Here is a 24910-nt window from a genome sequence, read left to right as displayed (position 1 = left end):
TCGCATGGCACGTCGCGCAGAGACGATCGAGTTGGCAGTCCTTGGGCTGCTGCACGAGTCGCCTATGCATGGCTACGAGCTGCGCAAGCGGCTCAACCTGATGCTGGGCTGGGGGCGAGTGCTGTCGTACGGCTCTCTCTACCCGGCTCTGAAGAAGATGCTGCGCAAGCACCTCATCGAGGAGGCGGCGCAGACCGTCACGCCGGTGACCCGGCGTCCGCGGATCGTCTACCAGCTGACACCGGCCGGCGAACGTGAGTTCACCCAGCTCATGTCCGAGGTCGGTCCGATGGCCTGGGAGGACGACACCTTCGACATCAGGTTCGCGTTCTTCGGTCGCACCGACATGGAGATCAGGCTCCGCGTCCTCGAAGGACGTCGCAGCCGGCTCCAGGAGCGGCTCGACCGGGTGCAACGCGAGCTTGCCATGACCCAGAAAGAGGTCGACTCCTACGCCCGCGAGCTTCAGCGTCACGGTGTCGAGTCGGTCGAGCGGGAGGTCCGATGGCTCTCCTCGCTGATCGACGCCGAGCGCAACCCCAAGCCTGCGATCGATGAGCAGGCAGCGGGTCGGGGGGATCTGGGGGATGACGATGGCGTACGCGACGAAGCGGACGTCTCGCGCACAGCGCAGAGCAGCCAAGAGAACGAGAAATGATCTCCGGGCCGGTGAGTCGGCCCAGGAGTATTGGAAGGAGCCCCGATGGGTTCGGTTCGTGTAGCAATCGCGGGAGTCGGCAACTGTGCCAGCTCCCTGGTCCAGGGTGTGGAGTACTACCGGGACGCCGACCCGACGGCCACCGTCCCGGGCCTCATGCACGTCACGTTCGGGGACTACCACATCTCCGACGTCGAGTTCGTCGCCGCCTTCGACGTCGACGACAAGAAGGTCGGCAAGGACCTCTCCGAGGCGATCAACGCCTCCGAGAACAACACCATCAAGATCGCCGACGTCCCGTTCAAGGGCGTCGAGGTCCAGCGTGGCCCCACGCTCGACGGTCTGGGCAAGTACTACCGCCAGACGATCTCCGAGTCCGGCCTCGACCCCGTCGACGTCGTCTCGATCCTGCGCGAGAAGGAGGTCGACGTCCTCGTCTCCTACCTTCCCGTCGGGTCGGAGGAGGCGGACAAGTTCTACGCCCAGTGCGCGATCGACGCGGGCGTCGCCTTCGTCAACGCGCTGCCGGTCTTCATCGCCTCCGACCCCGAGTGGGCCAAGAAGTTCGAGGACGCCGGCGTCCCGATCGTCGGTGACGACATCAAGTCGCAGGTCGGTGCCACCATCACCCACCGCGTCATGGCCAAGCTGTTCGAGGACCGCGGCGTCGCGCTGGACCGTACGTACCAGCTCAACGTCGGCGGCAACATGGACTTCAAGAACATGCTCGAGCGCGAGCGCCTGGAGTCCAAGAAGGTCTCCAAGACCCAGGCGGTCACCTCCAACCTCAAGGGCGAGCTGGCCGACAAGATCGACGACCGCAACGTGCACATCGGCCCGTCGGACTACGTGCAGTGGCTCGACGACCGCAAGTGGGCGTACGTCCGGCTCGAGGGTCGCGCGTTCGGTGACGTCCCGCTCAACCTGGAGTACAAGCTCGAGGTCTGGGACTCCCCGAACTCCGCCGGCATCATCATCGACGCCGTCCGTGCCGCCAAGATCGCCAAGGACCGCGGCATCGGCGGCCCGATCATCCCGGCCTCGGCCTACCTGATGAAGAGCCCGCCGGTTCAGATCGAGGACACCGAGGGTCGCGTTCAGCTGGAGGCGTTCATCCGCGGCGAGTGACCCGCTGCCGTTGAGCTGCCCCGGGTGCCTGGCACCCGGGGCAGTCGCATTTCGACCGCGGAGTCAGAAGCGGATCGCGTCGATGATCTTGACCCGTGCGGCGATCATCGCCGGGAGGATGCCCGCGATCGCGCCGACCGCAAGCGCGACGGCGAGGCCGAGGAACGCCGCCGAGAGCGGGAAGGGCGGGACGTCGTCGATGCCCTGGAGGACGTACTTCTCCACCAGCGGGTTCTTGACAGCGGCCACGGCCAGGAGCACGCCGATCACGCCCGCGACGACGGTGGCCACGACGCTCTCCATCAGCACCGAGAAGAACACCCGCCCCGTGGTCGCGCCGAAGCTGCGCCGGATCCCGATCTCCCGGATCCGCTGCTGGATGGTGACCAGCGCGATGTTGAGCAGACTCAGGGCGCCGAGCAGCAGGATGATCCCGGCGATCCCGATGATCACCCACTTGATCGGGCCGATCGGGTCTTCGCCGCCCCACGCCATGTAGTCGTCGCGCTGGGCGTCGACCTGGAGACCCGGGAGCTCGGCGCGCATCGCCATCCCGATCTCGTTGGCGAGCTCGTCGGCGCCGTCGATCGGCACCCACATCTCGTAGCTGGCGTCCGTGGGGGCTCCGGCCTGCCAGTGCTCCAGCGAGTCGGCCAGCATGAACGCGCGCGGGGTGCCGTAGCCCCGCAGGCTGGTCACGCCGACGATCGTGGCGGTCACCGACATCCCCTGGCCGTCGAGCTCGACCGAGGTCGGCAGCGGCGTCCCCTGCAGACCGAGCTTCTTCGCGAAGGTCTCGTCGATCACGAGCGCCGGCGAGAGGCGCTCCCCATCCGATTCCTCGAGCCAACGGCCCTGCGGCACCACGACCCGATGGATGGCTGCGTACCCGGGGTCGACCCCCATCAGCTCGACCCGCTTGCTGCTGCCCGCGGTGCTCGCCTTGATGTCGTACGCGGAGATCCTCGCCGATGCGTACGTCACGTCGAACCGCTCCGCGACCGTCTGGAACGCGGGCCGGACCCGCTCGACGGAGAGCGGCATGCCGCTGCTCTCGTCGTAGGCGAAGATCGAGATGTGCGCCGGTCGCCCGTCGACCTCGTAGGACTCGGTGAACATCTGCTTCGCGATCTGGCCGGCAGCGACCGTCGCGGTGATGGAGGCGACCGCGACCGCCACCCCGACCAGCGACAGCAGCACCCGGAGCTTGTGGATGCGCAGCTCCTGCCAGGCCTCGACGGTCGAGGCGGCCAGACCGGTGGCGAGGCGTGCCAGCGCCGTCCTCATGCGACCGCCTCCTCGGTCAGCGGGTGCAGCCGCCCCTCGGCGAGCCGGAACCGGCGGCGGGCCAGGGCGGCGACGTTCTGGTCGTGGGTGATCGTGATCAGCGCCGCGCCGGAGTCGTAGGTCGCCTGGTCGAGCAGCTTCATCACCATCGCGCCGGTCTCGACGTCAAGCGCTCCCGTCGGCTCGTCGGCCAGGACGACCGACGGCGTCCGGACGAGCGCGCGGGCGATGGCGATGCGCTGCTGCTCGCCGCCGGAGAGGAACTGCGGCATCGCGTCGAGCCGGTCGCCGAGCCCCACCTTGTCGAGCATCGTTGCCGCGATCCGGCGCCGCTGCCAGAACTCCCTGCCCGAGGCGTACAGGAGCGGAGCCATCACGTTCTCCAGGGCCGTACGCCCCGGCAGCAGGTTGAACTGCTGGAAGACGAAGCCGACATCGCGCCCGCGGATCCGGGCCGCCTGCCGGTTGCTGATGTCGGTGACGTTGCGACCGGCCCACTCCAGGGTGCCTCCCGTGGGCCGGTCCAGCAGGCCGAGCAGGTTCAGCAGCGTCGACTTGCCGGTGCCGGAACGGCCGACGATGCCGACATGGTCGCCGCGCCGTACGTCCAGGTCGACGCCGGTCAGGATGTGCAGGTCCTCGCCGTCGGGGAGCTCGACCGTGCGGGCCACCCCGGTGAGCCTGAGGAGCTCCTCCGCGCTCACAGCTCCCCCGCGGGCAGTTCCTCGGACATGCCGTCGTCGGCCGACTCCTTCGAGCCAGGGACGTAGCGCAGGACCGAGTCGCCGGCCTTCAGCCCGCTGGTGACCTCGACGAGCTTGCCGTCTGTCACGCCGAGCCTGACCGGCTGCTCGGTCGGGGTGCCGTCCGCGCCGACGACCCAGACGCTGCCGTCGCCGACCAGTCCGGTGACCGCGGTGACCGGGATGGTGACGACGTCCCCGTCGCTCTTCCCGGCGTCGATGGCCATGGTCATCGTCAGACCGTCGAAGACGGTCACCTTCCCGGGCACCAGGCAGCTGATCCGGGCGCCCGCCCCGGAGTCGCCCTCGGCGCCCTGCTCCCCTTCCATCATCTCGCCCTCGGGTGCGTCGCCGGTGATCGTCTCCGTCGCCGCGTCGCCGATGCTCAGGTCGGTGCAGGTGAACGGCTTCGGGCCGCCCTCGATGGTCACCGTCGCCCGGTCCGGGTTGCTCGCCAGCCGGTAGCGGTCCAGCGGCGAGATCGCCCCGACCGCGTGGAAGGTCGTGGGACGGATCGAGACGACCACTCCGTCCTCGGTCACCTCGCCCATCAGCTCGGCGGCGTAGTTGCCGACGATGCCGGTTGCGGGCGCGACGACGGTGTACCAGTGATAGACCGGCTTGGGCGGCGACGGCTCGACCGGTACGTCGTCGCGATCACCGTCGCCGGTCGCGTCGTCGACCTTCCCGGGCTCCTCGACGGGCTCCTCGACCGACTCCTCCTCGGCGCGCACCTGGAAGAGCTTGTCGCCCTTCTTCACCCGGGCGCCCGTCTCGGCGAACCTGTGCGCCAGCACTCCGGTGACCGAGCTGGTGGCCGAGACCGGCTTGTCGATCACGATCGTCCCGTCCACCGTGAGCGAGTTGGAGATGGTGCCCTTCTCGGCGACGACCTCCTCCGGCGGGATCTTCCCGGTCGGTGTCAGTGGCGCCCCGTCGGCATCCTGCGTCGAGCCGGTGAAGGCCAGCTTGAAGAGGCTCACTGCGATGGCCAGGCCGATCACCGCCCAGAACGACTTGAAAAGTACGCGGCGCACCGCCGTCTTCGACATGCCCGGACTGTAGCCCCGGCCTCGGGGGCGCGGCGGCCGAATTTCCGTCGGGTTGTCAACACTCCATCCACGTACGTCTCGAACACGTGTTCCATCCCCTAGACTCCGGGGCCGAAACGATCGATCGCCTCAGGTACGGGAGACCCCACGATGCGTCCCGACAACGGCACGACCCCCTCGACAGGCAAGGGCCCGACAGGAAACGGACGCGGCCTCATCCTCTTCGGCGCCGTCTCGGTCGCGCTGATCTCGACGGCCGCCGCGTACGTCGCCATGGTCGGCTTCGGGCGGGACGTGCTCGCCATGGGCGCGATCAACGCCTACGCCTTCGCCGGCGTCTTCGAGCTCTCGCTGGTCACCGTGGCGTTGATGGCCCGCGAGGCTGCCCAGCAGGACCGGCCGGCTCAGACGCTGCTGACCCTGACCTGGCTGCTGTCGGCCGCGTCCGGGTTCTTCGCCGGCTGGCACGAGATCCACCTCGGCCACGCCGCCACCGCCGCCGCGTTCCGGTTCATCGTGCCGCTGCTGGCCGCCCTGATGTGGCACCTGGCGCTCGTCGGTGACCGCCACCTCGCCATGGAACGCTCCTGGTCCGACCTGCGGATGGGTGCCCGGATGCATGCCCTCCTCGCCACCCGCGTCGAGTGGCGCCGGGCTCGCGACACGGCGGTGCGGAAGCGTACGGCCTCGTCCCGCCGGAAGCTGGAGCGCGCCCAGAAGCGCTACTGGCGCGCCGAGGCGGTCGCCCTGCGCTCGGTCGCGCCGGGCGCGATGCGCGACCAGATCACCCAGTGGGTCGACGCCTTCGCCGCGGTCGCCGAGGGCACCCGCCAGGCCGACCGGCTGCCGATCACGCTGCCCGACGTGCACGAGGCGCTCAGCGTGCCGGTCGTGGAGCAGGTTCCGCACGTCACGTCCGCTCCTGGCGCCGACCGTGCCATCGAGGCGCCGACCGGCATCCACTTCGACAGGACCACCGACGCCGTCTCCGACTCGGTCACCGACGTACCCCGCGAGGTGACCCCGGCGCGCGAGACCCGGACGCGCGAGATGGCCTCGGCCCTCGCCACCCCCGATACTCGACGCCGCGTCTCGAGCCGCGTGTCCGACGCCGCGCGCACGGCCGCAGACGCGGCCCCGGGCGCCGGGATGGCCCCGCAGTTCAGCAACGTACGCACGGCGACCAAACCGTCCGACTCCGACGGCGCGCTCCTGGACCGGATCCCGTTCCCGGAGAACATCCCCGACCCCGAGCCGGCCATGGACTACCCCGACATCCTTCCCGACGAGATCGCCGAGCTGATGGCGAATCTCCCCGACGACAAGGCCGAGGCCTCCCGGCTCCTTGTCGACGCCGGCGCCCGTATCCCCGACGTGGCCGCGCAGCTCGGCGTCTCCACCAGCAGCGTCTACCGCTGGACCAGGGCAAGGGCCTGACCCGAGACGTCACGTACGTCGGCCGAGACGTCAACGCGCTGCCAACTCGGCCGACCGGCCTGACGCTTCGGCCGACCGGAGCGACGCCTCGGCGCGGGAGGGTCAGCCCTCGAGATCGGCCTTGAGCTTGGCGAGCGTGGTTGCCATGCCCGTACGCAGCTCCTCGGTGAAGTTCTCCTGACCGCCGAACGCGACCTTCGTCAGCGAGCGCGAGAGCGCGGAGATGCCGGTCGGGGTCTCGCGACGGTGGGTGACCACGGTCCCCTCGGAGCTCTCCTCGAGCTGGTAGGACCACACGGTGGTGTTCTCGGTGATCCGGAAGGCGAAGTCGGAGTGCGGGGAGAAACGTACGACCTTGGCGTTGGTCGGCCAGTGCTTCCAGCCCTGGTGGTTGATGTTGAGGAAGCGGGTCCCCTCCTTGACCTGCCCGAACACGACAGTCTTCACCACCTGCGGACTCCACGAGGACATCCGCGGAAGGTCTGTGATCGCGGCCCACACCTGAGCCGGCGTCGCGTTGATGGTGGTCGTCGCCTCGAGATCTGTGATCGTCGTCATGCCCGGAACCGTACCGTCAGTATGGCTCGATGGACAGTAGGTGACCAGATGTCAACAGGAGTGCTGAACCATCAGGGGATACTGCGTCGACGTTCGATCGAGTACGCCACGTCGTGCCCAGTCCCGCCGTCGCCGTAGTCGCTGCCGGTGCCGCCGTACAGGCGGTCGTTGCTGCTGTCGCCGTAGAGCCTGTCGGCACCGCCGACTCCATACAGGTAGTCGGCGCCGCCACCACCCTGAATGACGTTCGCGATGCCGTTGCCGGTGAGCCGGTCGGCGTACGCACCTCCGGTGAGGTTCTCGATCCCGAACATCCTGTCCGAGCCGGCCCCGCCTGACGCCGATGTCGTGGTCGAAGTGACCCGTCCCGTCGCTGTTGTGAAGCTCGCCCTGTCCGTCCCCGACCCGCCATCGACCGTGTCGTTGCCTGAGTCGCCGCGCAGGGCGTCGGCACCACTGCCGCCGAGCAGCCTGTCGTTCCCGCCGGCCCCGACCAGGGTGTCGTTGCCACCGCCACCAGTGATCACATTGGCAACGCCGTTGCCGGTGAGCGTGTCTGCGTACCCGCTGCCGGTGACGTTCTCGACGCCCGCCAGCGTGTCAGTGCCGACGCCGGAGCCCGTGGCTCGGGTCATCGAAGCAGTGACACGGCCGGCGGCATAGTCGTACGAGACCGTGTCGGTGCCACCGCCACCGTCAACCGTGTCGTTGTCAGCATTGCCACGGAGGCTGTCGTTGCCTGCGCCACCGAGCACCCGGTCGTTTCCGGCGCTGCCATAGAGCGTGTCGTTGCCGTCCCCGCCAGACACCGTGTCACTACCCGCTCCGCCATTGAGGGTGTCGTTTCCGCCACCGCCGGTGAGCACGTTGTCGACACCCGTCCCGATGATGGTGTCGCCGTAGTTCGATCCGGTCACGTTCTCGCAGTCGAAGACTCGGTCGTTACCGCCACCGCCGGTGACGTTGTACGCCGTGTGCGGATCTGTGGCGGTGAACCGGATCGCCGACACTGCGCCGGCGTACGAGACGGTGTCGGTCCCGGTGCTGCAGGCCAGGTGCTCGTCATCAGGTCCGCTGACGACGGTGTCGTTGCCGGCGCCTCCGCTGACCACGTTTGCACCAACACCGCCCGAGACCACATCGTTGCCGTCACCACCGTTCAGGACGTTGTCTGTCGCATCACCGGTGAGGGTGTCGGGGTAGCTGCTGCCGGTCAGGTTCTCGATGTCGGCGAGTGTGTCGGTTCCACCGCCTCCGATCACCTTCGTCGTCGACGCCGTGACACCGGCCCCGGCCGCCGCGTACGTGGCCGTGTCAAGGCCCGCGCCGCCGTCGATGCGGTCATTGCCAGGACCGCCGTCGATCACGTTGTCGCCGTCGTCGCCACCGAGTACATCGTCGAAGCGGGTGCCGACCAACTTCATCCCGGCGATGACCGGCATCGGGATACTCCGAGACGCAGTCGTGACGGTCGGATCACCCAGAGCGTACGTTGCAGACTCGTTCAATGCGTCGAGTGTCAGGACTCCGTACGTGTAGCTTCCTCGCTCGCCCGCCGCACATTCTGGGGCCACCGTGTCATCGATGATGAACATGTCATTTCCGCCACCGTAGATGTTGCACAGACGTCCTGGACGGATCACGTCATCTGCCCCTGACCCCCAGACCGACACGCCTGGAGCGACGGGGAACGTGTCCCCGCTGCTGAAGGTTCCGGCGGTGCCATCGATGGTGACTGCGGACGTTGCGCCAGAGATGATCTTGGCTGTCGGGTCTACGAAAGTGTCCGCGGCAGGGCCACCGGTGAGCCGATCGAGTCCGGGGCCGCCGTCGAGAACCGCAGGCTCAGGTCCGGCGGACAGAATGTCGGCCGCTGAGGATCCGACGAGGTTCTCGATGTCGCCGACACCCACCGTCCCGACGCGCGCGTCGTAGTAGGCCACCCCCGGAAGCGGCTTAGCAGTCAGCGATACCGGGCGCTCGACGCGGCTGAAGTCCAGAGTGTCGGTGCCCGCACCGCCCAAGAACGAGTCGTTGTCGATTTCTCCCTCCGCCATGTCGCTGCCGTAGAGCACGTCGTCACCACCACCGCCAACGAGATACTCGCGGCGTCCATCACGCCCGGCCAACCTGTCGTCCTGAGGGCTCCCGCTCACCTGGTAGAGATCGCACGGCACGCTGTCGATCCCGGCGCCGGTGTCCTGATGCGTCGCGGGAGTCTCGACCTGCGGGCCGCAGAGGCTGGTGTCGACGTTCACGCCGACCGACACGTCGGAGTAGAGGAGACGCCCGGTCAAAGTGCCCTCCGCGACGATGATGTCGTCGTCACCCATCCCCGGGAAGTAGTAGTCGTTGCCACCGCTGCCCCGGAACACGTCGTTGCCGTCGCCGCCGCGCATGTAGTCGGAGCCGGCGCCACCGATGATCAGGTCGTCACCAGCCTCGCCGTAGACCTGGTCGAGGGACGTGCCCACGCCGCTGCCACCGCCAAGTCCGCAGATCACGTCGTGACCGCCCAAGGCGTGAATTACGTCCACCCCCGTTGTACCGACGATGACGTCATCTCCCTCGGTCGGCGCACCGCCCGCACCGATGTCCACGGTGACGGCCAAGGCACCGCAGGTGGTGGGCGCAGGCTCCTCGGCCGCTGCCGAGGGGATGAGCAGCGCGATCACGGCCGGGACGATGGAGGCGTACGCGACGAGGCGGGAACGAGACACGAGAACTGCCTTCGAAGAGTCGAGATGGGTGTTGCGCACCTCTGTGAGACCCACGAGACCAGATCGCGCCGGCACAAACTAGCCCACCCCAGTCCCCCGGGGGTATAGCCCGAACGGATCAGCCGCGCTCGGCCCACCAGTCCAGCAGCCGCTTGGCGGCCTCGTCCTCGGTGAGGATGCCCTCGTCGAGGCGCAGGTCCATCAGGAACTTGTACGCAGCCCCGACCTCACGCCCCGCAGGGATGTCGAGCAGCGACATGATCTGGTTGCCGTCGAGCGCGGGACGGAGGGCGGCGAGCTCCTCCTCCTCGGAGATCCGCTCGATGCGGGCTTCGAGCGCGTCGTAGGTGCGGGCGAGGCGGTCGGCCTTGCGGCGGTTGCGGGTGGTGCAATCGGCGCGGGTGAGGATGTGGAGCCGGTCGAGCTGGTCGCCGGCGTCCCTCACATAGCGACGCACCGCGGAGTCGGTCCACTCCCCGTCGCCGTAGCCGTGGAAGCGCAGGTGCAGCTCGACGAGCGAGGAGACGGCCTCGATCTCGTCGTTGGAGAAGCGCAGCGCCTTCATCCGCTTGCGGGTCATCTTGGCACCGACGACGTCGTGGTGGTGGAACGAGACGGTGCCGTCGTCGTGGAACTTCCGGGTGCGGGGCTTGCCGACGTCGTGCATCAGCGCCGCGAACCGGGACACGAAGTCGGGCCCGCCACCGAGACGCGCCTCCTGGTCGATCGACTGCTCGAGCACGGTCAGAGTGTGCTCGTAGACGTCCTTGTGCCGGTTGTGCTCGTCGCGCTCCATCCGCAGCGCGGTCAGCTCGGGCAGCACCAGGTCGGCAAGCCCGGTCTCGACCAGCAGCGAGAGCCCACGCCGCGGGTGGGGCGCGCAGATCAGCTTCACCAGCTCGTCGCGCACCCGCTCGGCCGAGATGATCTCGATCCGCGAGGCCATGTCCGTCATCGCGGCGACGACCTCCGGCGCGACCTCGAAGCCGAGCTGGGCGGCGAAGCGCGCCGCGCGCATCATCCGCAGCGGGTCGTCGGAGAAGGAGTCCTCGGGGGTCCCAGGGGTCCGCAGCACCCGGGTCGCCAGATCGACCACACCGCCGTAGAGGTCGACGACCTCACGGCCGGGGAGCCGCACCGCCATCGCGTTGACGGTGAAGTCGCGGCGTACGAGATCGTCGGCCAGGGAGGTGCCGTAGGCCACCGCCGGCTTGCGGGAGTCGGCCGAATAGGCCTCGGAGCGGTAGGTGGTGACCTCGACCTGCCACGGGCCCTTGCGAGTGCCGATGGTGCCGAAGTCGCGGCCCATGTCCCACAGCGCCTCGCCCCACGTACGCAGGATCTTCTCGGTCTCCTCGGGGCGTGCCGAGGTGGTGAAGTCGAGGTCGTTGTGCGGCCGGCCGAGCATCGCGTCGCGGACGGGGCCGCCGACCAGCGCCAGCTCGAAGCCCGAGCGAGCGAAGGCCTCACCTAGGGAGTCGATGACAGGTGCGATACGGTCCAGTTCAGCAGTCACCGATCGCTGAACATCGGCGACGCTGATCGGGGGAAGCTGGCTGTCGGACACAACGCCGCAGTCTACGAGGACCGCACCCCCTGAAAGATATTCTCGAAGTCATGCCAGTCCGCCAGCATCAGGCGAGGCCGCCACGGCCACGTGGGCGAGTCACCGCCGCACTCGTCCTGGTGCTGCTGGCACCCCTGCTGCTGATGCTCTCCGCGACCACGCTGGCCGCTCCTGCCCGGGCCGCGGAGGAGACCGCGGAGCCCGACCCGCTGGCGATGAGCATCGACGATCTCGACACGGTCAGCCTCGACGGGCGCACCAAGGGCCGGATCACCCTGCGCGGCAAGGTCACCAACACCACCGAGGAGGAGTGGCACGGCGTCAAGGTCTACCCGTTCGTCGGCGACACGCCGATGACCACCTCCGAGGAGCTGGCCGAGGCCGCCGAGATGCCCGCGGACGCCCTGGTCGGCGAGCGGATCGTGGCCGAGGGGACGTACGCGGCGATCCCCGACCTCGCGCCCGGCGAGACCTACTCGTGGTCGCTCTCGGTGCCGCGCAGGCAGCTGGACGTCACCGAGCCCGGGGTCTACTGGTTCGGGGTCCACGCGCTCGGCTCCACCACGCCGAACACCGCCGACGGTCGGGCACGCACGTTCCTTCCGCTGGTCAAGGAGCCGAACAAGAAGGCCAAGGCCGAGAAGGTGTCCCTGGTGATGCCGCTGCGGCGCAGCGTGGTCTATAACGGCGACGGCAGCGTGAACTACCTTCCGGGCTGGACCCGCGACCTGGGCGCCGGCGGACGGCTCTTCCGGATGCTCGAGACCGGCGCCGAGATGCCCGACCTGACCTGGGCCATCGACCCGGCGCTGATCGATGCCGTACGCAACCTCGCCGAGGGCAACCCCGCCCGCAACCTGGCGCCGACAGACGAGGGTGAGGAGGAGCCGGAGGAGAGCGGGAGCCAGAGTGCGTCGCCCTCGGCCTCCGCGCTGCTGCCGAGCCCCTCGACCAGCGCCGACGCCGACGCCGAGGAGCCGATCGACGAGGAGGCCGAGGCCGCGCAGAAGGCCGCGACGGTCTGGCTGGGTCGCCTCGAGGACGCGCTCGCCGGTCACAACCTGATCGCCCTCCCCTACGCCGACCCGGATCTGTCCGCGCTTGCCACGACCGACCCCGACCTGCTGGCCACGGCGCGTGAGCACACCGCCCAGGCGCTCGCCGAGCTCGGCATCAAGGCGACCTCGGCCGTCGCGCCGCCGACCGGCTACCTCGATCGCGCTGCGGTCAACCTGCTCGAGCCGGGTGCGGTCAACCTGGTCAGCGACAGGATGTTCCGCGGCACCGCACCGGTCATCGCCGACCTCGACGGTCACCAGATGATCGTGACCTCCTCCGGCGCCGCCGCCGGCGGGCCCGGGCCCAACGATCCGATCGACGCGATCTCGGTCCGCCAGCGCGTCGTCGCCGAGGCCGCCCTGCTCCGCGGCTCCGGCAAGCCGCTCATCGCGGTGCTCCCCGACGGCTGGCACCCTCCGCAGAGCCCGACCTCGTTCGTCACGCCGTGGAACAAGGCCGCCTGGATCGCGTCCTCGACCCTGGACGAGGCCCTCACCGGGCAGAAACCGACGTCGATCACGACCGACAAGCTCCGCTACCCCCGCCGCGAGATGAAGGCAGAGATCTCCACCGACCGGATCGACACGGCCAACGAGCTCATCGGCGCCGGCGAGATGCTGCAGCGGATCCTGACCCACAACGACGAGGTCGCCTCCGACATCGTCAGCGAGGCTCTGACCTCGATCTCCTACTCCGCCCGCAAGAGCAACACCGACCCGGCCGCCGACGCGCTGAGCGAGGTCAGCTCCGAGCTCAGCTCGGTCACCGTGGCCGTACCGCCGAAGGTGATCCTCTCCAGCATGAAGGGCGGCGAGTTCCAGGTCACCCTGAGCAACGAGCTCGACGAGCCCGTCACGGTGCGGCTGGACGCGATCACCGACGAGTCGCTGCGGGTCGCGACCTCCGAGCCGGTCCAGCTCGACGCCAACTCCAAGGCCAGCTTCAACCTCGCCGCGAGCATGCTCGACACCGGCACCCACACCGCTCTGATCGTCGTCACCGACACCAAGGGCAACCCGCTGGGCGCCCACGCCTCCGTCCCGATCCGCCCCTCGCAGGTGAGCGGAGTGATCTGGTGGTTCGTCGGCACCGGCTGCGCGCTACTCTTCGCGGCGATCGCCGTGCGTCTCACCCGGCGCATCATGAAGGCCAAGAAGGTACGTACGTCAGGAGGCGACGAGTGAGTGGAGAGCGCGAGCGAGGAACGAGCTCAGGCGCTCTCGACGAGCGAGGAGCCGAAGCGACCGAAACGACCGAAGCGAGCGGTAGCCCTGTGACAACGCCCGAGCAGAAGTCCGGCGGAGGCTCGGTCCTGGCCAACAGCGCGGTGATGGCCGCGGGGACGCTCTTCTCCCGAGCCAGCGGATTCATCCGCTCGGCACTCCTCGTCGCCGCCCTCGGTTCCGGGCTGCACGCCGACGTCTTCAACATCGCCAACACCGTGCCCAACATGCTCTACATCCTGTTGGCCGGTGGTGTCTTCAACGCGGTGCTCGTGCCGCAGCTGGTCAAGGCGCAGAAGAACGACGCAGACGGCGGGGCTGCCTACACCGACCGGATCATCACGCTCGCCGGGCTCTTCCTCGGTGTCGTCACGATCATCCTGGTGATCGGGGCGCCGCTGCTGATGCGCCTCTATCTCGGCGCGGACTGGTACACCGACGATCACAAGGCCCAGCTCGAGTCGGCCATCGACTTCGCCCGCTGGTGCCTGCCGCAGGTCTTCTTCTACGGGATGTTCGTGCTGGTCGGGCAGGTTCTCAACGCCCGCGGCAGCTTCGGCCCGATGATGTGGGCCCCGATCGCCAACAACATCATCGCGATCACGACCCTGGTGACCTACCTGGTCGTCTTCGGGCCCTCCTCCGTCGGTGGCTTCACCACCGGCCAGGAGGTTCTCCTGGGCCTGGGCTCGACCCTCGGCATCGTCCTCCAGTTCCTGCTGCTCCTGCCGGTGCTGCACAAGGCCGGTGTGCGCTACCGCCCCCGTTTCGACTTCCGCGGCGCCGGGCTCTCGCAGACCGCGAAGCTGGGCATGTGGACCGTGCTCTTCGTGGTCGTCAACCAGGTGGCGTACACGATCGTGACGCGGCTCGCCTCGACCGGTTCGGCCGCGGGCGGCACCGGCTACACGGTCTACTCCAACAGCTTCCTGGTCACCCAGGTGCCGCACTCGATCATCACGGTCTCGCTGGCGACGGCGATCCTGCCGCTCCTCTCGCGCCACGGCGCCGCCGGGGAGCTGCCCGAGCTGGGACGTACGCTCTCGCGGCAGCTGCGCAACGCGCTCGCCATCGTGATCCCGATCGCCGCCCTGCTCCCGGTGCTGTCGGAGGACATCGCCCACATCCTGTTCAGCTACGGCGCCGGCGCCGACGCCTTCAAGGACTACGCCCCAACGCTGTCGGTCTTCGCGGCCGGGCTGGTCTTCTTCACGATCCACTACCTGCTGCTGCGCGGCTTCTACTCGCTGGAGCAGAACCGCACCGTCTTCTTCATCCAGTGCTCGGTCGCCACCACCAACATCGTCGCCGCGCTGCTGCTGACCAGGGCCGTTCCCTCGGAATACACCGCGCCCGCGCTCGCCGGCGCCTACACGCTGTCCTACCTGATCGGCTCCGTCGTCTCGTACGTCGTGCTCAAGCGCACGCTCGGCGACCTCGACGGTCGCGGGCTGCTCGGGTTCCTCGCCCGCCTGGTCATGGTGACCGTCGTGGCAGCGGCCGCCGCATGGCTGCTCCGCACGGCGCTGGGCATGATCAACGACGAGCCGACGATGGTGCTGGCCTTGATCGGGGCCGCTATCGTCGGGGCGCTGTATCTCGGCATGCTGCTCCTCGGGGCGCAGGCTGCCCAGGTCAAGGAGCTGACCACGATGGTGCAACAGGTCGCCCGACGGCTGCGCCGTTGACCACCATCGGACAGCCCGCTCACTGTCTGGCAAGGTCTGAAAGAATGGGTCCGATATGGAGTTCACGCAATCAGGCGACGTCCTCGCCGGCAGATACCAGCTGACGGATCTGCTGAGCGAGTCCCGCGAGGGACGCTTCTGGCGCGCCCAGGACGCGGTGCTGGGCCGCCCGGTTGCCGTGCACGTCCTCGACGCCCGTGACGAGCGCGCACCGCGCCTGATGGCCGCGGCCCGCAACTCCGCCGCCGTCGGTGACCCCCGGATGCTGCGCGTCCTCGACGCCGCCCAGACCGACCAGGTGGCGTACGTCGTCAACGAGTGGGGCGAGGGCTCGTCGCTGGAGAACGCGCTTGCCGCCGGCGGCCCGCTGCCGCCGCAGCAGGCCACCTGGATCGCCTCCGAGGTCGCCGACCTGCTGGTCCTGGCCCACGACCAGGGCCACGCCCACGGTCGACTCAACCCCGAGGCCGTGCTGCTCGACGACCTGGGCGCGGTGCGTGTCATCGGCTTCGGTGTCGACGCCGCGCTGCACGGGATCGACCCCGACACGCGTGACTCCCAGCGACGCGACCGGGTCGACGCCGTCGGCGTCCTCTATGCCGCCCTGACCGGCAAGTGGGCGGGCGAGACCCTGTCCTCGATGCCTCCGGCGCCGCGCGACCACGGCCGCGTGCTCCGCCCCCGGCAGGTACGCGCCGGTGTGCCGCGTCCCCTCGACGACCTGTGCGACCGGGTGCTGGGCAGCGGCGCGGACATGCCGCCACTGACCGCGGCCGAGCTGCACTCCGCGCTCGCCGGCTTCTCCGGGGAGCCGACCGCCCCGCTCAACCGGCCGTCGGCCATCGACGAGGAGACCCAGGCGATGGCTCCGCCGGTCCCGGCCGAGGCGGCCGAGGCACGGGCCGCGTCGAACGCCATCGGCGTGGCTCCCGACGTCGTACGCCCTCAGCGCCAGCGCCCGTCCTCCCCGCCGCCGATGCAGGACCCGACCCCTTCGAAGCCGCTGTTCGCCGACGAGACCCCGGGCTACGTGCCGCCGCAGCGCCCGCAGCAGGCTCCTCCGGCCGCCGCCCGGCGACCGGTGGCCCCGGATGCCTCCTACAACGGCTGGCAGGGTCCGTGGACCGGCGCCAACGTACCGATCGCCGAGGAGCCGGACTACAACCAGAAGCCCGGCACCAGCTGGCTCCGCATCGCCATGGGCGTCGCCCTCGTGGTGCTCGTCCTCATCGCCGGCTCGATCGCCTGGAACATCATCAACGACGACCCCAACACGACCGCAGAGAACCCCGGCACCGGCAACAACGGCGGCGACAACACCGCCGCCGCCGAGCCGACCGTCATCAAGGGCATCACCGCCAAGGACCTCGACCCCCACGGCGACCCGCCCACCGAGACGCCGGACCTCGTCGACCTCGTGGTCGACGGTGACACGAAGGGTCTGGCGTGGCGTACGTCCCGCTACAACGACCAGATCGGCGACAGCCCCCGCTCCCTCAAGCCCGGCATCGGCCTGGTGCTCAACCTCAAGGGCGAGTACGCCATCGACTCCCTGAAGTTCAACATGATCGGTGAGCCCACCGACATCGAGATCTTCGTCGGCGACTCCCCGTGGAGCGACGACCCGAGCGGCGCCCCCGCCGCGAATGGCAGCGTCGGCACCGAGGGCGAGATCAAGGTCGATGGCGCTCCCGAGGGCAGCTACGTACTCGTGTGGATGACTGGTCTTCCCCAGGTCGACGGCGGCTACCGCGCCGAGGTCAAGGAAGTCCAGGTCCTCGGCACCTCCGTCTCCTGAGCCCGAGCCGGGATCTCTCGGCGTTCAGGGCCCTGGAATGTACGTGGCCTACGATCTGTTGTGCAGTTCGCCAGCCACACCTGAGGAGCCATTGATGCCGACCCCGTCGTCCCCGACCGACCCCCGCAACGTGATCGTCGTGGGCTCCGGCCCGTCGGGCTACACCGCAGCTGTCTACAGCGCCCGCGCCGGACTGCAGCCGCTCGTCTTCGAGGGCTCGGTGACAGCCGGCGGCGCTCTGATGAACACCACCGACGTGGAGAACTTCCCCGGCTTCCGTGACGGCATCATGGGTCCGGAGCTGATGGACAACATGCGTGCCCAGGCCGAGCGCTTCGGTGCCGAGCTCGAGCCCGACGACGTCATCGAGATGGACCTCACCGGGCCGGTCAAGGTCATCAAGACCGCGACCGACACCCACTACGCGAAGTCCGTCATCCTCGCGACCGGATCGGGCTACAAGAAGCTCGGCCTGCCCCGCGAGGACGAGCTCTCCGGCAAGGGCGTCTCCTGGTGTGCCACCTGCGACGGCTTCTTCTTCCGGCAGAAGCCGATCGTGGTCGTCGGCGGCGGTGACTCCGCCCTGGAGGAGGCCCTCTTCCTGACCCGCTTCGGCTCCTCGGTCACCCTGCTCGTACGCCGCGACGAGCTGCGCGCCTCCAAGATCATGCAGGAGCGCGCCTTCGCCGACCCGAAGCTCGAGATCGCCTGGAACTCCGTGGTCGAGTCCATCAACGGCGAGCTCTCCGTGGAGAGCATCACCGTCAAGGACACCAAGACCGGCGAGCTGCGCGACCTCGAGTGCTCCGGCCTGTTCATCGCCATCGGCCACATCCCGCGCTCCGAGCTGCTCACCGGCCAGGTCGACCTCGACGACGAGGGCTACGTCCTGACCAAGGAGGGCACCACCGCGACCAACATCGAGGGCGTCTTCGCCGCCGGTGACCTGGTCGACCACGTCTACCGCCAGGCGATCACCGCCGCCGGCACCGGCTGCCAGGCCGCGCTCGACGCGGAGAAGTTCCTCGCCCACCAGGCCCACGCCGAGGCGGCTGCGGTCTCGGCCTGATCAAGGCCTCTACGGTGGTGGTCTCGACAAGCTCGACCACCGGGCGCCGGGAATGTGCGACACAGGCCCAGCGTTCTGACCACAGACTTCCTCTAACCGTCCCTACCGAGAAGGAACCCATCGTGGCTGACAACATGACCGCCGTGACCGACGCCGAGTTCGACTCGACCGTCCTGAAGTCCGACAAGCCCGTACTGGTCGACTTCTGGGCCGAGTGGTGCGGCCCGTGCCGCCAGGTCTCCCCGATCCTCGAGGAGCTCGCCGGCGAGCACGGTGACAAGGTCACCTTCACCAAGATGAACGTCGACGAGAACCCGGTCACCCCCTCCACCTACCGCGTGACTGGCATCCCGACCATCAACGTCTACCAGGGCGGCGAGGTCGTGAAGTCGATCGTCGGCGCCAAGCCGAAGGCCGCTCTCCTCAAGGAGCTGCAGGAGTTCATCGGCTGACACCGGTTGTCACACGATGGCGCGCCACTGTCACAGTGGCGCGCCATCGCCCATTTCGCCGAGACGTCAGTTACGTCGGGCGAGATGGCAGTTGTGGCGAGACTTGGTGGTCTCGACAAGCTCGACCACCGGGCGGAACGGGTGGTCTCGACAAGCTCGACCACCGGGCGGAACGGGTGGTCTCGACAAGCTCGACCACCGGGCGGAACGGGTGGTCTCGACAGGCTCGACCACCGCCCGTTTCACATGAAACATTCAATCCGCGTCGCGATGCAGCTCGGACGATGCAGGTGACGGATGGTTGCGGGGGCGTACGACCTCCCGCAGCCGCTCCCAGGCGGACTCGAAGTCGTCGATCCAGGTGACCGTCTGCTTCAGATCCATCCGCATCCGTGGCACGGTCGGGTGCTCGCGGTACGTCTTGAATCCTACCCGTCCCAGGAAGTCCGCCGGCGCGGCGCAGCGCCGGCCATGGATCCCGCTCAGCGGCCCGACGTCGCCGAAGGCCTCGATCGCGCGGACCGATCCCCGCTGGACCAGGTCGCGCGCCATCCCCTGCACCAGCATCCGGCCGATCCCGCCACCGACATGGCGCGGGTCGATCCACACCGTGGTCATCAGGACCGCGTCGGCGGAGACCGGACCGGAGGGGAACGAGGCCACCCGTGGCACGAAGACCGGCGGCGCGTAGAGCACGAACCCCACCGGCGTACCGTCCACCACGGCAACCCGCCCGCACGACCCCCATTCGCGGAGCACCTCGGAGATCCACGCCTCCTTGACCCCGACCGTCTGTGCGGAGGAGACGCGTCGATGGCCGACGGGATCGCGCTCCCAGAACAGACAGGCGCGACACGGCGCCGGGACCTCGGCGAAGAGGTCCAGCGTCAGCGGCAGGATACGGCGTGCCATGTCTCACCCTTGATACTCGGTTAAGGGTCTGTCACCAGCGTATGCGATCCTTCATGATGGTGACACCATGACTGATCTTCCCCAGCGCGCAACATCATCCCGACTCGACCCCTACGCCGACCGCTATGCCGCACGCACCGCAGGCATGACGGTCTCGGAGGTGCGAGCTCTGTTCGCAGTCGCAGCGCGCCCGGAGGTCGTCTCGCTGGCAGGCGGCATGCCCAACATCTCGAGCCTCCCGCTGGACGTGGTCGGCGACTCGATCAAGGACCTGATCCTGACCCAGGGCCCGACCGCACTGCAGTACGGCGGCGGCCAGGGCGATCCCGTCCTGCGCGAGCAGATCTGCGAGGTCATGCGGCTGGAGGGCATCGAGGCCCACCCCGACGACGTCGTCGTCACCGTCGGCTCCCAGCAGGCCGTCGACCTGGTCACCCGCGTCTTCTGCGACCCCGGCGACGTGGTGATCTGCGAAGCGCCCTCGTACGTCGGTGCTCTGGGCGTCTTCAAGGGCTACCAGTGCGACATCGTGCACGCCGAGGTCGACTCCGAGGGCCTCATCCCGAGCGCGCTCGAGCAGGCGATCGTCTCCACCAAGGCCTCCGGCCGCAAGGTGAAGTTCCTCTACACGATCCCGAACTTCCAGAACCCGACCGGCGTCACCATGACACCCGAGCGCCGCACCGAGATCCTCGAGATCTGCCGGCGCCACGACATTCTGGTCCTCGAGGACAACCCCTACGGTCTCCTCGGCTTCGACGACGAGCCTCGCCCGGCGATGCGCGCCCAGGACCCGGGTGTCATCTACCTCGGTTCCTTCTCCAAGACGTTCTCCCCCGGCCTTCGCGTCGGCTGGGCGCTGGCCCCCTCCGCGATCCGCGAGAAGCTGGTCCTCGCCCAGGAGTCCGCGACGCTCTGTCCGCCGCCGTTCAACCAGATGGCCGTCTCCGCCTACCTCGCCAACCACGACTGGCAGGGCCAGATCAAGCAGATGCGGGAGATGTACCGCGAGCGCCGCGACGCCATGCTCGACGCACTCGAGGACTACATGCCCGCGGCTTGCACGTGGACCAAGCCCGACGGCGGCTTCTTCGTCTGGTTGACGCTCCCCTCCGGCATCGACAGCAAGGCGATGCTGCCTCGCGCGGTCACCTCGCGAGTCGCGTTCGTCCCCGGCACCGGCTTCTTCGCCGACGGCTTCGGCGCCTCCTCGATGCGGATCTCCTACTGCTATCCGACCCCGGAGCGGATCCGAGAAGGCGTACGCCGCCTGGCAGGTGTCATCGAGGCCGAGATGGAGCTCCTGGAGACGTTCGGTGCGACCGGGCCCATCCCTGGCCTCCCCATCCGCGGCGCTGAGCACCCCTCGACGAACACGCAGTAGGTCTCGACCCTCGTCCGAGGGGTCATCTCGACAAGCTCGATGACCGGGAGACCCCGGTGGTCGAGCCTGTCGAGACCACCGGCCCCGGTATGAGGGTCATCTCGACAAGCTCGTTGACCGGGCAACCCCGGTGGTCGAGCCTGTCGAGACCACCAAGCCCCCCGGAAAGAGGTCATCTCGACAGGCTCGATGACCGGGTCCACTCAACGAGCAAATCTATTTGTCGACAAAACGCTTTAGCGCTTGATGTCTAAATAGATTCGTCTGGTGCGGCTGACATCAGCTCGACGATCCGGCGCAGGTCCTCGAGAGTGGCGAACTCGACCGTGATCTTTCCCTTGGAGCGGCCCAGATCGACCTTGACCCGGGTGTCGAAGCGGTCCGAGAGCTTGTCGGAGATCTCCTTGAGCCCAGGAGCAGTCGGCTTGGCTCGCCTCACACGCGGCGTGGCGAAGGCGTCGCCGTCAGGGTCCCCCAGGGCGACGATCTCCTCGAGGCCGCGCACGGAGATGCCCTCCGCGACCACCTTCTGAGCCAGCTTGTCCTGCTGCGCCTCGCCGTCGACCGCGAGCAGCGCCCGGGCGTGACCGGCTGAGAGAACGCCGGCGGCGACCCGGCGCTGGACCGACGGGGACAGCTTCAGGAGCCGGATCGTGTTGGAGATCTGCGGCCGTGAGCGACCGATCCGCTGCGCGAGCTCGTCGTGGGTGCACTCGAAGTCGCTGAGCAGCTGCTGATAGGCCGCCGCCTCTTCGAGAGGGTTCAGCTGCGAACGGTGAAGGTTCTCCAGGAGCGCGTCTCGGAGCATGTCGGTGTCGTCGGTCTCGCGGACGATCGCCGGGATGACATCGAGGCCGGCCTTCTGGGTGGCGCGCCACCGGCGCTCACCCATGACCAGTTCGTAGGAGTCGGTCGCCACCTTCCGGACGACGATGGGCTGCAGAAGGCCGATTTCCTCGATCGAATGGACCAGTTCGGCCATCGCCTCCTCGTCGAAGACCTGACGAGGCTGGACATGGTTGGGGTGGATCTGCTTGACCGGCAGCTCGGCGAAATATGCGCCGTCGACGGGTGCCAGATTCGAATTCTCGATCTGGCGGCCTTCCGCCGAGTCGGTGGACCCGGGGTCCACGGATGAGCCAGAAGTCGCCCCAGCGGAAAGGTCCGAATGACGGACGTCCGGCTGGACAGGAGCGCTGTCCGCCGAGTCGTTTCCGGCGGCGGCAGGAGCGGTCGGGATCAGCGACCCCAGACCTCGTCCGAGGCCACGCTTCGGCGGCTGCTTACTCATATCTGGATGTCCCCCATGTCAGTTCCATGCTGCTGATGGTGGTCTCGACAGGCTCGACCACCGGGATTCTCATGTCAGCTCTGTGCTGTCCTGCTGGTGGTCTCGACAGGCTCGACCACCGGATTCTTCACTTCAGTTCCGTGCTGTCCTGCTGGTGGTCTCGACAGGCTCGACCACCGGGTTTCATGTCAGTTCTGCGTTGATGGTGGTCTCGACAAGCTCGACCACCGGGTTCCTCTGACGGTGATCTCGACAGGCTCGACCACCTCAGTGCTCGGCTTGTTTGGCGAGCTCCTTGGCGGCCTCGAGATAGCTCAGCGCACCCGGTGAGCCCGGGTCGTACGTCATCACCGTCTGTCCGAACGACGGCGCCTCGGACACGCGCACGGCGCGCGGGATGAAGGTGCGCATGACCGTGTCGCCGAAGTGCTCGCGCACCTCCTCGGCGACTTGCGAAGCGAGGCGGGTGCGGGCGTCGTACATCGTGATCAGCATCGAGGAGACCCTGAGCGTCGGGTTCAGCGCAGCGCGGACCATCTCGACGGTCTTGAGGAGCTGCCCCAGACCCTCCAGCGCGTAGTACTCCGCCTGGATCGGGATCATCACCTCGGTGCTCGCGACGAGCGCGTTGACCGTGAGCAGGCCCAGCGACGGCGGGCAGTCGATGAGGACGTAGTCCCAACGGTCCTCCGCGTCACCCACGCGGGGGGACCTGGCCAGCGCCTCTTTCAGGCGCTGCTCACGTCCGTTCTCCTCGACGAGCTCGACCTCGGCGCCGGCCAGGTCGATGGTCGCCGGCACGAGCTCGAGGCCCTCGAGCTTCGGGACCGGCACGACGACGTTCTCGAGCGTGGCCCCTTCGACCAGGACCTCGTACGTCCCCGGGGTGCCCTGGAAGTGGTCGACGTCGAACGCGGTGCAGGCGTTGCCCTGCGGGTCGAGGTCGATGACCAGAACCTTCTGACCGAGCTGGGCCAGGGCCGCGGCGATGTTGACCGTCGAGGTGGTCTTGCCGACGCCACCCTTCTGGTTGGCGGACACGATCACGCGCGTGCTCGCCGGGCGTGGCAGTGGCGGCCGGTTGCTCGCCGCACCCCGCGCCAGGAGCGTGTGCTCGGCGGCAGCGGCCAGCGGCGTCGCCTCCGTGTCGAAGTCGTTCTCGAAGGACGCGATGTCCCCGGCCGTACGGAGCCTGATCGACACCGGTTCGTCGGTTTCACGTGAAACGGCGTTCTGCGCGCTCTCGTCGTCGTACGGCATGTTCCTCATCCTCATCGTTCGGTCATCGAGCTTGTCGAGATGACGTCTCACGCCCGAAATCTCGTGGTCTCGACAAGCTCGACCACCTTCAGCGGCGGCGCTTCTTCTTACGGGACCCGCCCTTGGGCCCCTTCTGGCCGCCCTTCGGGACCGGCGGCCAATCTACCCGTGCGGGATCCGACCAAACCACCCGAACCGCGACAGTTGTTGTCTCCAAAACGCCTACACCGAGCTCTGAGACCGTCGGCGGCGCGCATCCCCACTTCTTCAGCGCCGCGTCGGCCTCGTCGATCTCCGCCTCGATGCTCGACCCCTTCATCGCAACGAGCGCACCCGTCGGTACGACCAACGGCATCGACCAGTCGAGCAGCTTGCCCAGGCCGGCCACGGCTCGCGAGGTCACCACGTCGAACCCGAGCTCACCGTGGAAGGCATCCGCCCTCCCCCGCAGCACCGTCACGTTCTCGAGACCGAGATCCTCGGCGACCTCCTCGAGAAAGGTCGTACGCCGCAACAGCGGCTCGATCAGTGTGATGTGCAGATCGGGGCGGGCGATCGCGAGGACCAAGCCCGGCAGTCCAGCGCCGGACCCGATGTCCGCCACCGCGACTCCCTCGGGGATGACCTCCTCCAGCACAGCGCAGTTGAGGATGTGCCGATCCCACAGCCGCGGAACTTCCCGCGGTCCGATCAAACCGCGCACGACCCCCGCGTCGGCCAGCCAGGCGGCGTACCTCTCCGCGAGCCCCAGCCGATCAGCCGGAAAGAGCTTCTCCGCCCGAGGGTCCACCTCGCCCAGGCCACCCAAGTCCCCACGTTCCTCGCTCACACACGAACTGTTTCACGTGAAACGCACAACCAAGAACTCCCTACGTACGCACGAGGTCATCTCGACAAGCTCGATGACCCAGTCCCGGTGGTCGAGCCCGTCGAGACCACAGCACCGCTCGTCTGCACGACGTCATCTCGACAAGCTCGATGACCCGGTTCCGGTGGTCGAGCTTGTCGGGACCACGACATCTACATCCCGCCATCTCGACAGGCTCGATGACCGGTGGTCGAGCTTGTCGAGACCACCACCCCCACCGAACCAGGGGTCTCGACAAGCTCGACCTCCAGGAACGCTCGACCCTCAGGACTGTCGGTGGTCGCACTCATGATGAGGACATGGCTTACACATACATGCTTCTCTGTGCCGACCGAACCCTCTACGTCGGCAGCACGACAGACCTCGAACGCCGCATGACCGAGCACCGGGTCGGCCTCGGCTCGGAGTACACCCGCCATCGCCTCCCGGTGCAGTTGGTCTGGTACGAGCAGTACGACAACGTCGAGCATGCGTTCATGCGGGAGAAGCAGATCCAGAACTGGAGTCGGGCCAAGCGCCTCGCGCTCATCAGAGGAAACCTCGGCGAGCTCCCGCGCCTCGCCAACACCTCGACGACCCCACACCCCTGACCCACTCAGCGACGAGGGTCATCTCGACAAGCTCGATGACCGGTGGTCGAGCCAGTCGAGACCACAGCACCCACCTACCCACGAGGTCCCGGTGGTCGAGCCTGTCGAGACCACCCACACCCACGTTACGTACGGGGTCCCGGTGGTCGAGCCTGTCGAGACCACC

20 protein-coding genes are annotated in these 24910 nt (G+C 68.3%); 10 read left to right on the top strand and 10 right to left on the bottom strand.

Translation table 11 applies throughout. The features are described 5' to 3' along the window. Window positions 1-4 precede the first annotated feature (4 nt). Both BLT25_RS08160 and BLT25_RS08155 read left to right on the top strand, forming a co-directional pair. Window positions 5-658: a PadR family transcriptional regulator gene (locus tag BLT25_RS08160; RefSeq protein ID WP_091044095.1), complete on the top strand. Its 654-nt coding sequence runs from the start codon at window positions 5-7 to the stop codon at window positions 656-658. A gap of 45 nt (window positions 659-703) precedes the next feature. Continuing rightward, window positions 704-1786 carry an inositol-3-phosphate synthase gene (locus BLT25_RS08155; RefSeq protein WP_091044093.1) on the top strand — a complete coding sequence of 361 codons (1083 nt, stop codon included), beginning with the start codon at window positions 704-706 and terminating at the stop codon, window positions 1784-1786. Window positions 1787-1849: 63 nt separating this feature from the next. Here BLT25_RS08155 and BLT25_RS08150 read toward each other — a convergent pair whose 3' ends face one another. The 3 genes from BLT25_RS08150 to BLT25_RS08140 are packed head-to-tail and all read right to left on the bottom strand — an operon-like array spanning window position 1850 to window position 4868. Continuing rightward, window positions 1850-3073, bottom strand: a complete 1224-nt coding sequence (locus BLT25_RS08150) for an ABC transporter permease (RefSeq protein ID WP_091044090.1) — start codon at window positions 3071-3073, stop codon at window positions 1850-1852. Continuing rightward, window positions 3070-3777, bottom strand: a complete 708-nt coding sequence (locus tag BLT25_RS08145) for an ABC transporter ATP-binding protein (RefSeq protein ID WP_176883694.1) — start codon at window positions 3775-3777, stop codon at window positions 3070-3072. The genes BLT25_RS08150 and BLT25_RS08145 overlap by 4 nt, the downstream gene beginning before the upstream one ends. Further along, entirely contained in the window at window positions 3774-4868 is a 1095-nt protein-coding gene (locus BLT25_RS08140; RefSeq protein ID WP_091044088.1) for an efflux RND transporter periplasmic adaptor subunit, read from the bottom strand. Before BLT25_RS08140 ends, BLT25_RS08145 begins: the two co-directional genes overlap by 4 nt. Before the next feature lie 150 nt (window positions 4869-5018). Between BLT25_RS08140 and BLT25_RS08135 the strand changes: the two genes are divergently transcribed. Next, window positions 5019-6305: a helix-turn-helix domain-containing protein gene (locus BLT25_RS08135; RefSeq protein ID WP_091044086.1), complete on the top strand. Its 1287-nt coding sequence runs from the start codon at window positions 5019-5021 to the stop codon at window positions 6303-6305. 102 nt (window positions 6306-6407) lie between these two features. On the opposite strand, the gene BLT25_RS08130 is transcribed toward BLT25_RS08135, so the two are convergent. From BLT25_RS08130 to BLT25_RS08120, 3 genes are all read right to left on the bottom strand, one after another. Further along, window positions 6408-6863: an SRPBCC family protein gene (locus BLT25_RS08130; RefSeq protein ID WP_091044083.1), complete on the bottom strand. Its 456-nt coding sequence runs from the start codon at window positions 6861-6863 to the stop codon at window positions 6408-6410. Between the two features lie 71 nt (window positions 6864-6934). Further along, the gene (locus BLT25_RS08125; RefSeq protein ID WP_371113328.1) at window positions 6935-9463 is read right to left on the bottom strand and encodes a hypothetical protein; all 2529 of its coding nucleotides are present in this window, start codon (window positions 9461-9463) and stop codon (window positions 6935-6937) included. A gap of 238 nt (window positions 9464-9701) precedes the next feature. Continuing rightward, the gene (locus tag BLT25_RS08120; protein ID WP_256328513.1) at window positions 9702-11126 is read right to left on the bottom strand and encodes a CCA tRNA nucleotidyltransferase; all 1425 of its coding nucleotides are present in this window, start codon (window positions 11124-11126) and stop codon (window positions 9702-9704) included. 74 nt (window positions 11127-11200) lie between these two features. On the opposite strand from BLT25_RS08120, the gene BLT25_RS29795 reads away from it, so the two are divergent. From BLT25_RS29795 to trxA, 5 genes are all read left to right on the top strand, one after another. After that, window positions 11201-13393, top strand: coding sequence for a DUF6049 family protein (locus BLT25_RS29795; protein ID WP_176883690.1), 2193 nt, complete (start codon window positions 11201-11203; stop codon window positions 13391-13393). An 89-nt stretch (window positions 13394-13482) separates the two neighbouring features. Further along, window positions 13483-15120, top strand: a complete 1638-nt coding sequence (gene murJ / locus BLT25_RS08110; RefSeq protein ID WP_091044075.1) for a murein biosynthesis integral membrane protein MurJ — start codon at window positions 13483-13485, stop codon at window positions 15118-15120. 55 nt (window positions 15121-15175) lie between these two features. Continuing rightward, the gene (locus BLT25_RS08105) at window positions 15176-16918 is read left to right on the top strand and encodes a protein kinase family protein (protein WP_091044073.1); all 1743 of its coding nucleotides are present in this window, start codon (window positions 15176-15178) and stop codon (window positions 16916-16918) included. Window positions 16919-17012: 94 nt separating this feature from the next. Next, window positions 17013-17987, top strand: coding sequence for a thioredoxin-disulfide reductase (gene trxB, locus BLT25_RS08100; protein WP_091044070.1), 975 nt, complete (start codon window positions 17013-17015; stop codon window positions 17985-17987). Between the two features lie 122 nt (window positions 17988-18109). Further along, complete coding sequence (gene trxA, locus BLT25_RS08095; RefSeq protein ID WP_091044069.1) at window positions 18110-18439, top strand: thioredoxin; 330 nt, start codon at window positions 18110-18112, stop codon at window positions 18437-18439. A gap of 255 nt (window positions 18440-18694) precedes the next feature. Here trxA and BLT25_RS08090 read toward each other — a convergent pair whose 3' ends face one another. Next, a complete protein-coding gene (locus BLT25_RS08090; protein WP_091044066.1) occupies window positions 18695-19351 on the bottom strand; it encodes a GNAT family N-acetyltransferase in 657 nt (218 codons plus the stop codon). A 67-nt stretch (window positions 19352-19418) separates the two neighbouring features. Between BLT25_RS08090 and BLT25_RS08085 the strand changes: the two genes are divergently transcribed. Next, a complete protein-coding gene (locus tag BLT25_RS08085) occupies window positions 19419-20735 on the top strand; it encodes an aminotransferase-like domain-containing protein (protein ID WP_091044065.1) in 1317 nt (438 codons plus the stop codon). Between the two features lie 250 nt (window positions 20736-20985). Here BLT25_RS08085 and BLT25_RS08080 read toward each other — a convergent pair whose 3' ends face one another. From BLT25_RS08080 to rsmG, 3 genes are all read right to left on the bottom strand, one after another. Then, window positions 20986-22026 (bottom strand): ParB/RepB/Spo0J family partition protein, encoded by a 1041-nt coding sequence (locus tag BLT25_RS08080; protein WP_091044062.1) that lies wholly within the window; start codon window positions 22024-22026, stop codon window positions 20986-20988. Window positions 22027-22293: 267 nt separating this feature from the next. Further along, entirely contained in the window at window positions 22294-23286 is a 993-nt protein-coding gene (locus BLT25_RS08075; protein ID WP_091044060.1) for a ParA family protein, read from the bottom strand. Between the two features lie 88 nt (window positions 23287-23374). Continuing rightward, window positions 23375-24115: a 16S rRNA (guanine(527)-N(7))-methyltransferase RsmG gene (gene rsmG / locus BLT25_RS08070; protein WP_256328504.1), complete on the bottom strand. Its 741-nt coding sequence runs from the start codon at window positions 24113-24115 to the stop codon at window positions 23375-23377. Window positions 24116-24453: 338 nt separating this feature from the next. Between rsmG and BLT25_RS08065 the strand changes: the two genes are divergently transcribed. Beyond that, window positions 24454-24744, top strand: coding sequence for a GIY-YIG nuclease family protein (locus BLT25_RS08065; protein WP_091044056.1), 291 nt, complete (start codon window positions 24454-24456; stop codon window positions 24742-24744). Window positions 24745-24910: the final 166 nt, after the last annotated feature.

The sequence above is a fragment of the Nocardioides sp. YR527 genome (assembly GCF_900101045.1).
Classification (GTDB): domain Bacteria; phylum Actinomycetota; class Actinomycetes; order Propionibacteriales; family Nocardioidaceae; genus Nocardioides.
The sequence above is the reverse complement of the archived record's forward strand: the minus strand, read 5'-3'. Positions and strand labels throughout refer to the sequence as shown.

What these genes read in the sequence shown, in the direction of transcription:
- BLT25_RS08155 (WP_091044093.1), top strand. Translation starts at nt 704, where the DNA reads ATGGGTTCGGTTCGTGTAGCAATCGCGGGAGTCGGCAACTGTGCCAGC.
- BLT25_RS08150 (WP_091044090.1), bottom strand. Translation starts at nt 3,073, where the DNA reads ATGAGGACGGCGCTGGCACGCCTCGCCACCGGTCTGGCCGCCTCGACC.
- BLT25_RS08065 (WP_091044056.1), top strand. Translation starts at nt 24,454, where the DNA reads ATGGCTTACACATACATGCTTCTCTGTGCCGACCGAACCCTCTACGTC.
- BLT25_RS08090 (WP_091044066.1), bottom strand. Translation starts at nt 19,351, where the DNA reads ATGGCACGCCGTATCCTGCCGCTGACGCTGGACCTCTTCGCCGAGGTC.
- BLT25_RS08130 (WP_091044083.1), bottom strand. Translation starts at nt 6,863, where the DNA reads ATGACGACGATCACAGATCTCGAGGCGACGACCACCATCAACGCGACG.
- BLT25_RS08105 (WP_091044073.1), top strand. Translation starts at nt 15,176, where the DNA reads ATGGAGTTCACGCAATCAGGCGACGTCCTCGCCGGCAGATACCAGCTG.
- BLT25_RS08075 (WP_091044060.1), bottom strand. Translation starts at nt 23,286, where the DNA reads ATGCCGTACGACGACGAGAGCGCGCAGAACGCCGTTTCACGTGAAACC.
- trxB (WP_091044070.1), top strand. Translation starts at nt 17,013, where the DNA reads ATGCCGACCCCGTCGTCCCCGACCGACCCCCGCAACGTGATCGTCGTG.
- BLT25_RS08135 (WP_091044086.1), top strand. Translation starts at nt 5,019, where the DNA reads ATGCGTCCCGACAACGGCACGACCCCCTCGACAGGCAAGGGCCCGACA.
- BLT25_RS08085 (WP_091044065.1), top strand. Translation starts at nt 19,419, where the DNA reads ATGACTGATCTTCCCCAGCGCGCAACATCATCCCGACTCGACCCCTAC.
- BLT25_RS29795 (WP_176883690.1), top strand. Translation starts at nt 11,201, where the DNA reads ATGCCAGTCCGCCAGCATCAGGCGAGGCCGCCACGGCCACGTGGGCGA.
- BLT25_RS08080 (WP_091044062.1), bottom strand. Translation starts at nt 22,026, where the DNA reads ATGAGTAAGCAGCCGCCGAAGCGTGGCCTCGGACGAGGTCTGGGGTCG.
- BLT25_RS08160 (WP_091044095.1), top strand. Translation starts at nt 5, where the DNA reads ATGGCACGTCGCGCAGAGACGATCGAGTTGGCAGTCCTTGGGCTGCTG.
- BLT25_RS08140 (WP_091044088.1), bottom strand. Translation starts at nt 4,868, where the DNA reads ATGTCGAAGACGGCGGTGCGCCGCGTACTTTTCAAGTCGTTCTGGGCG.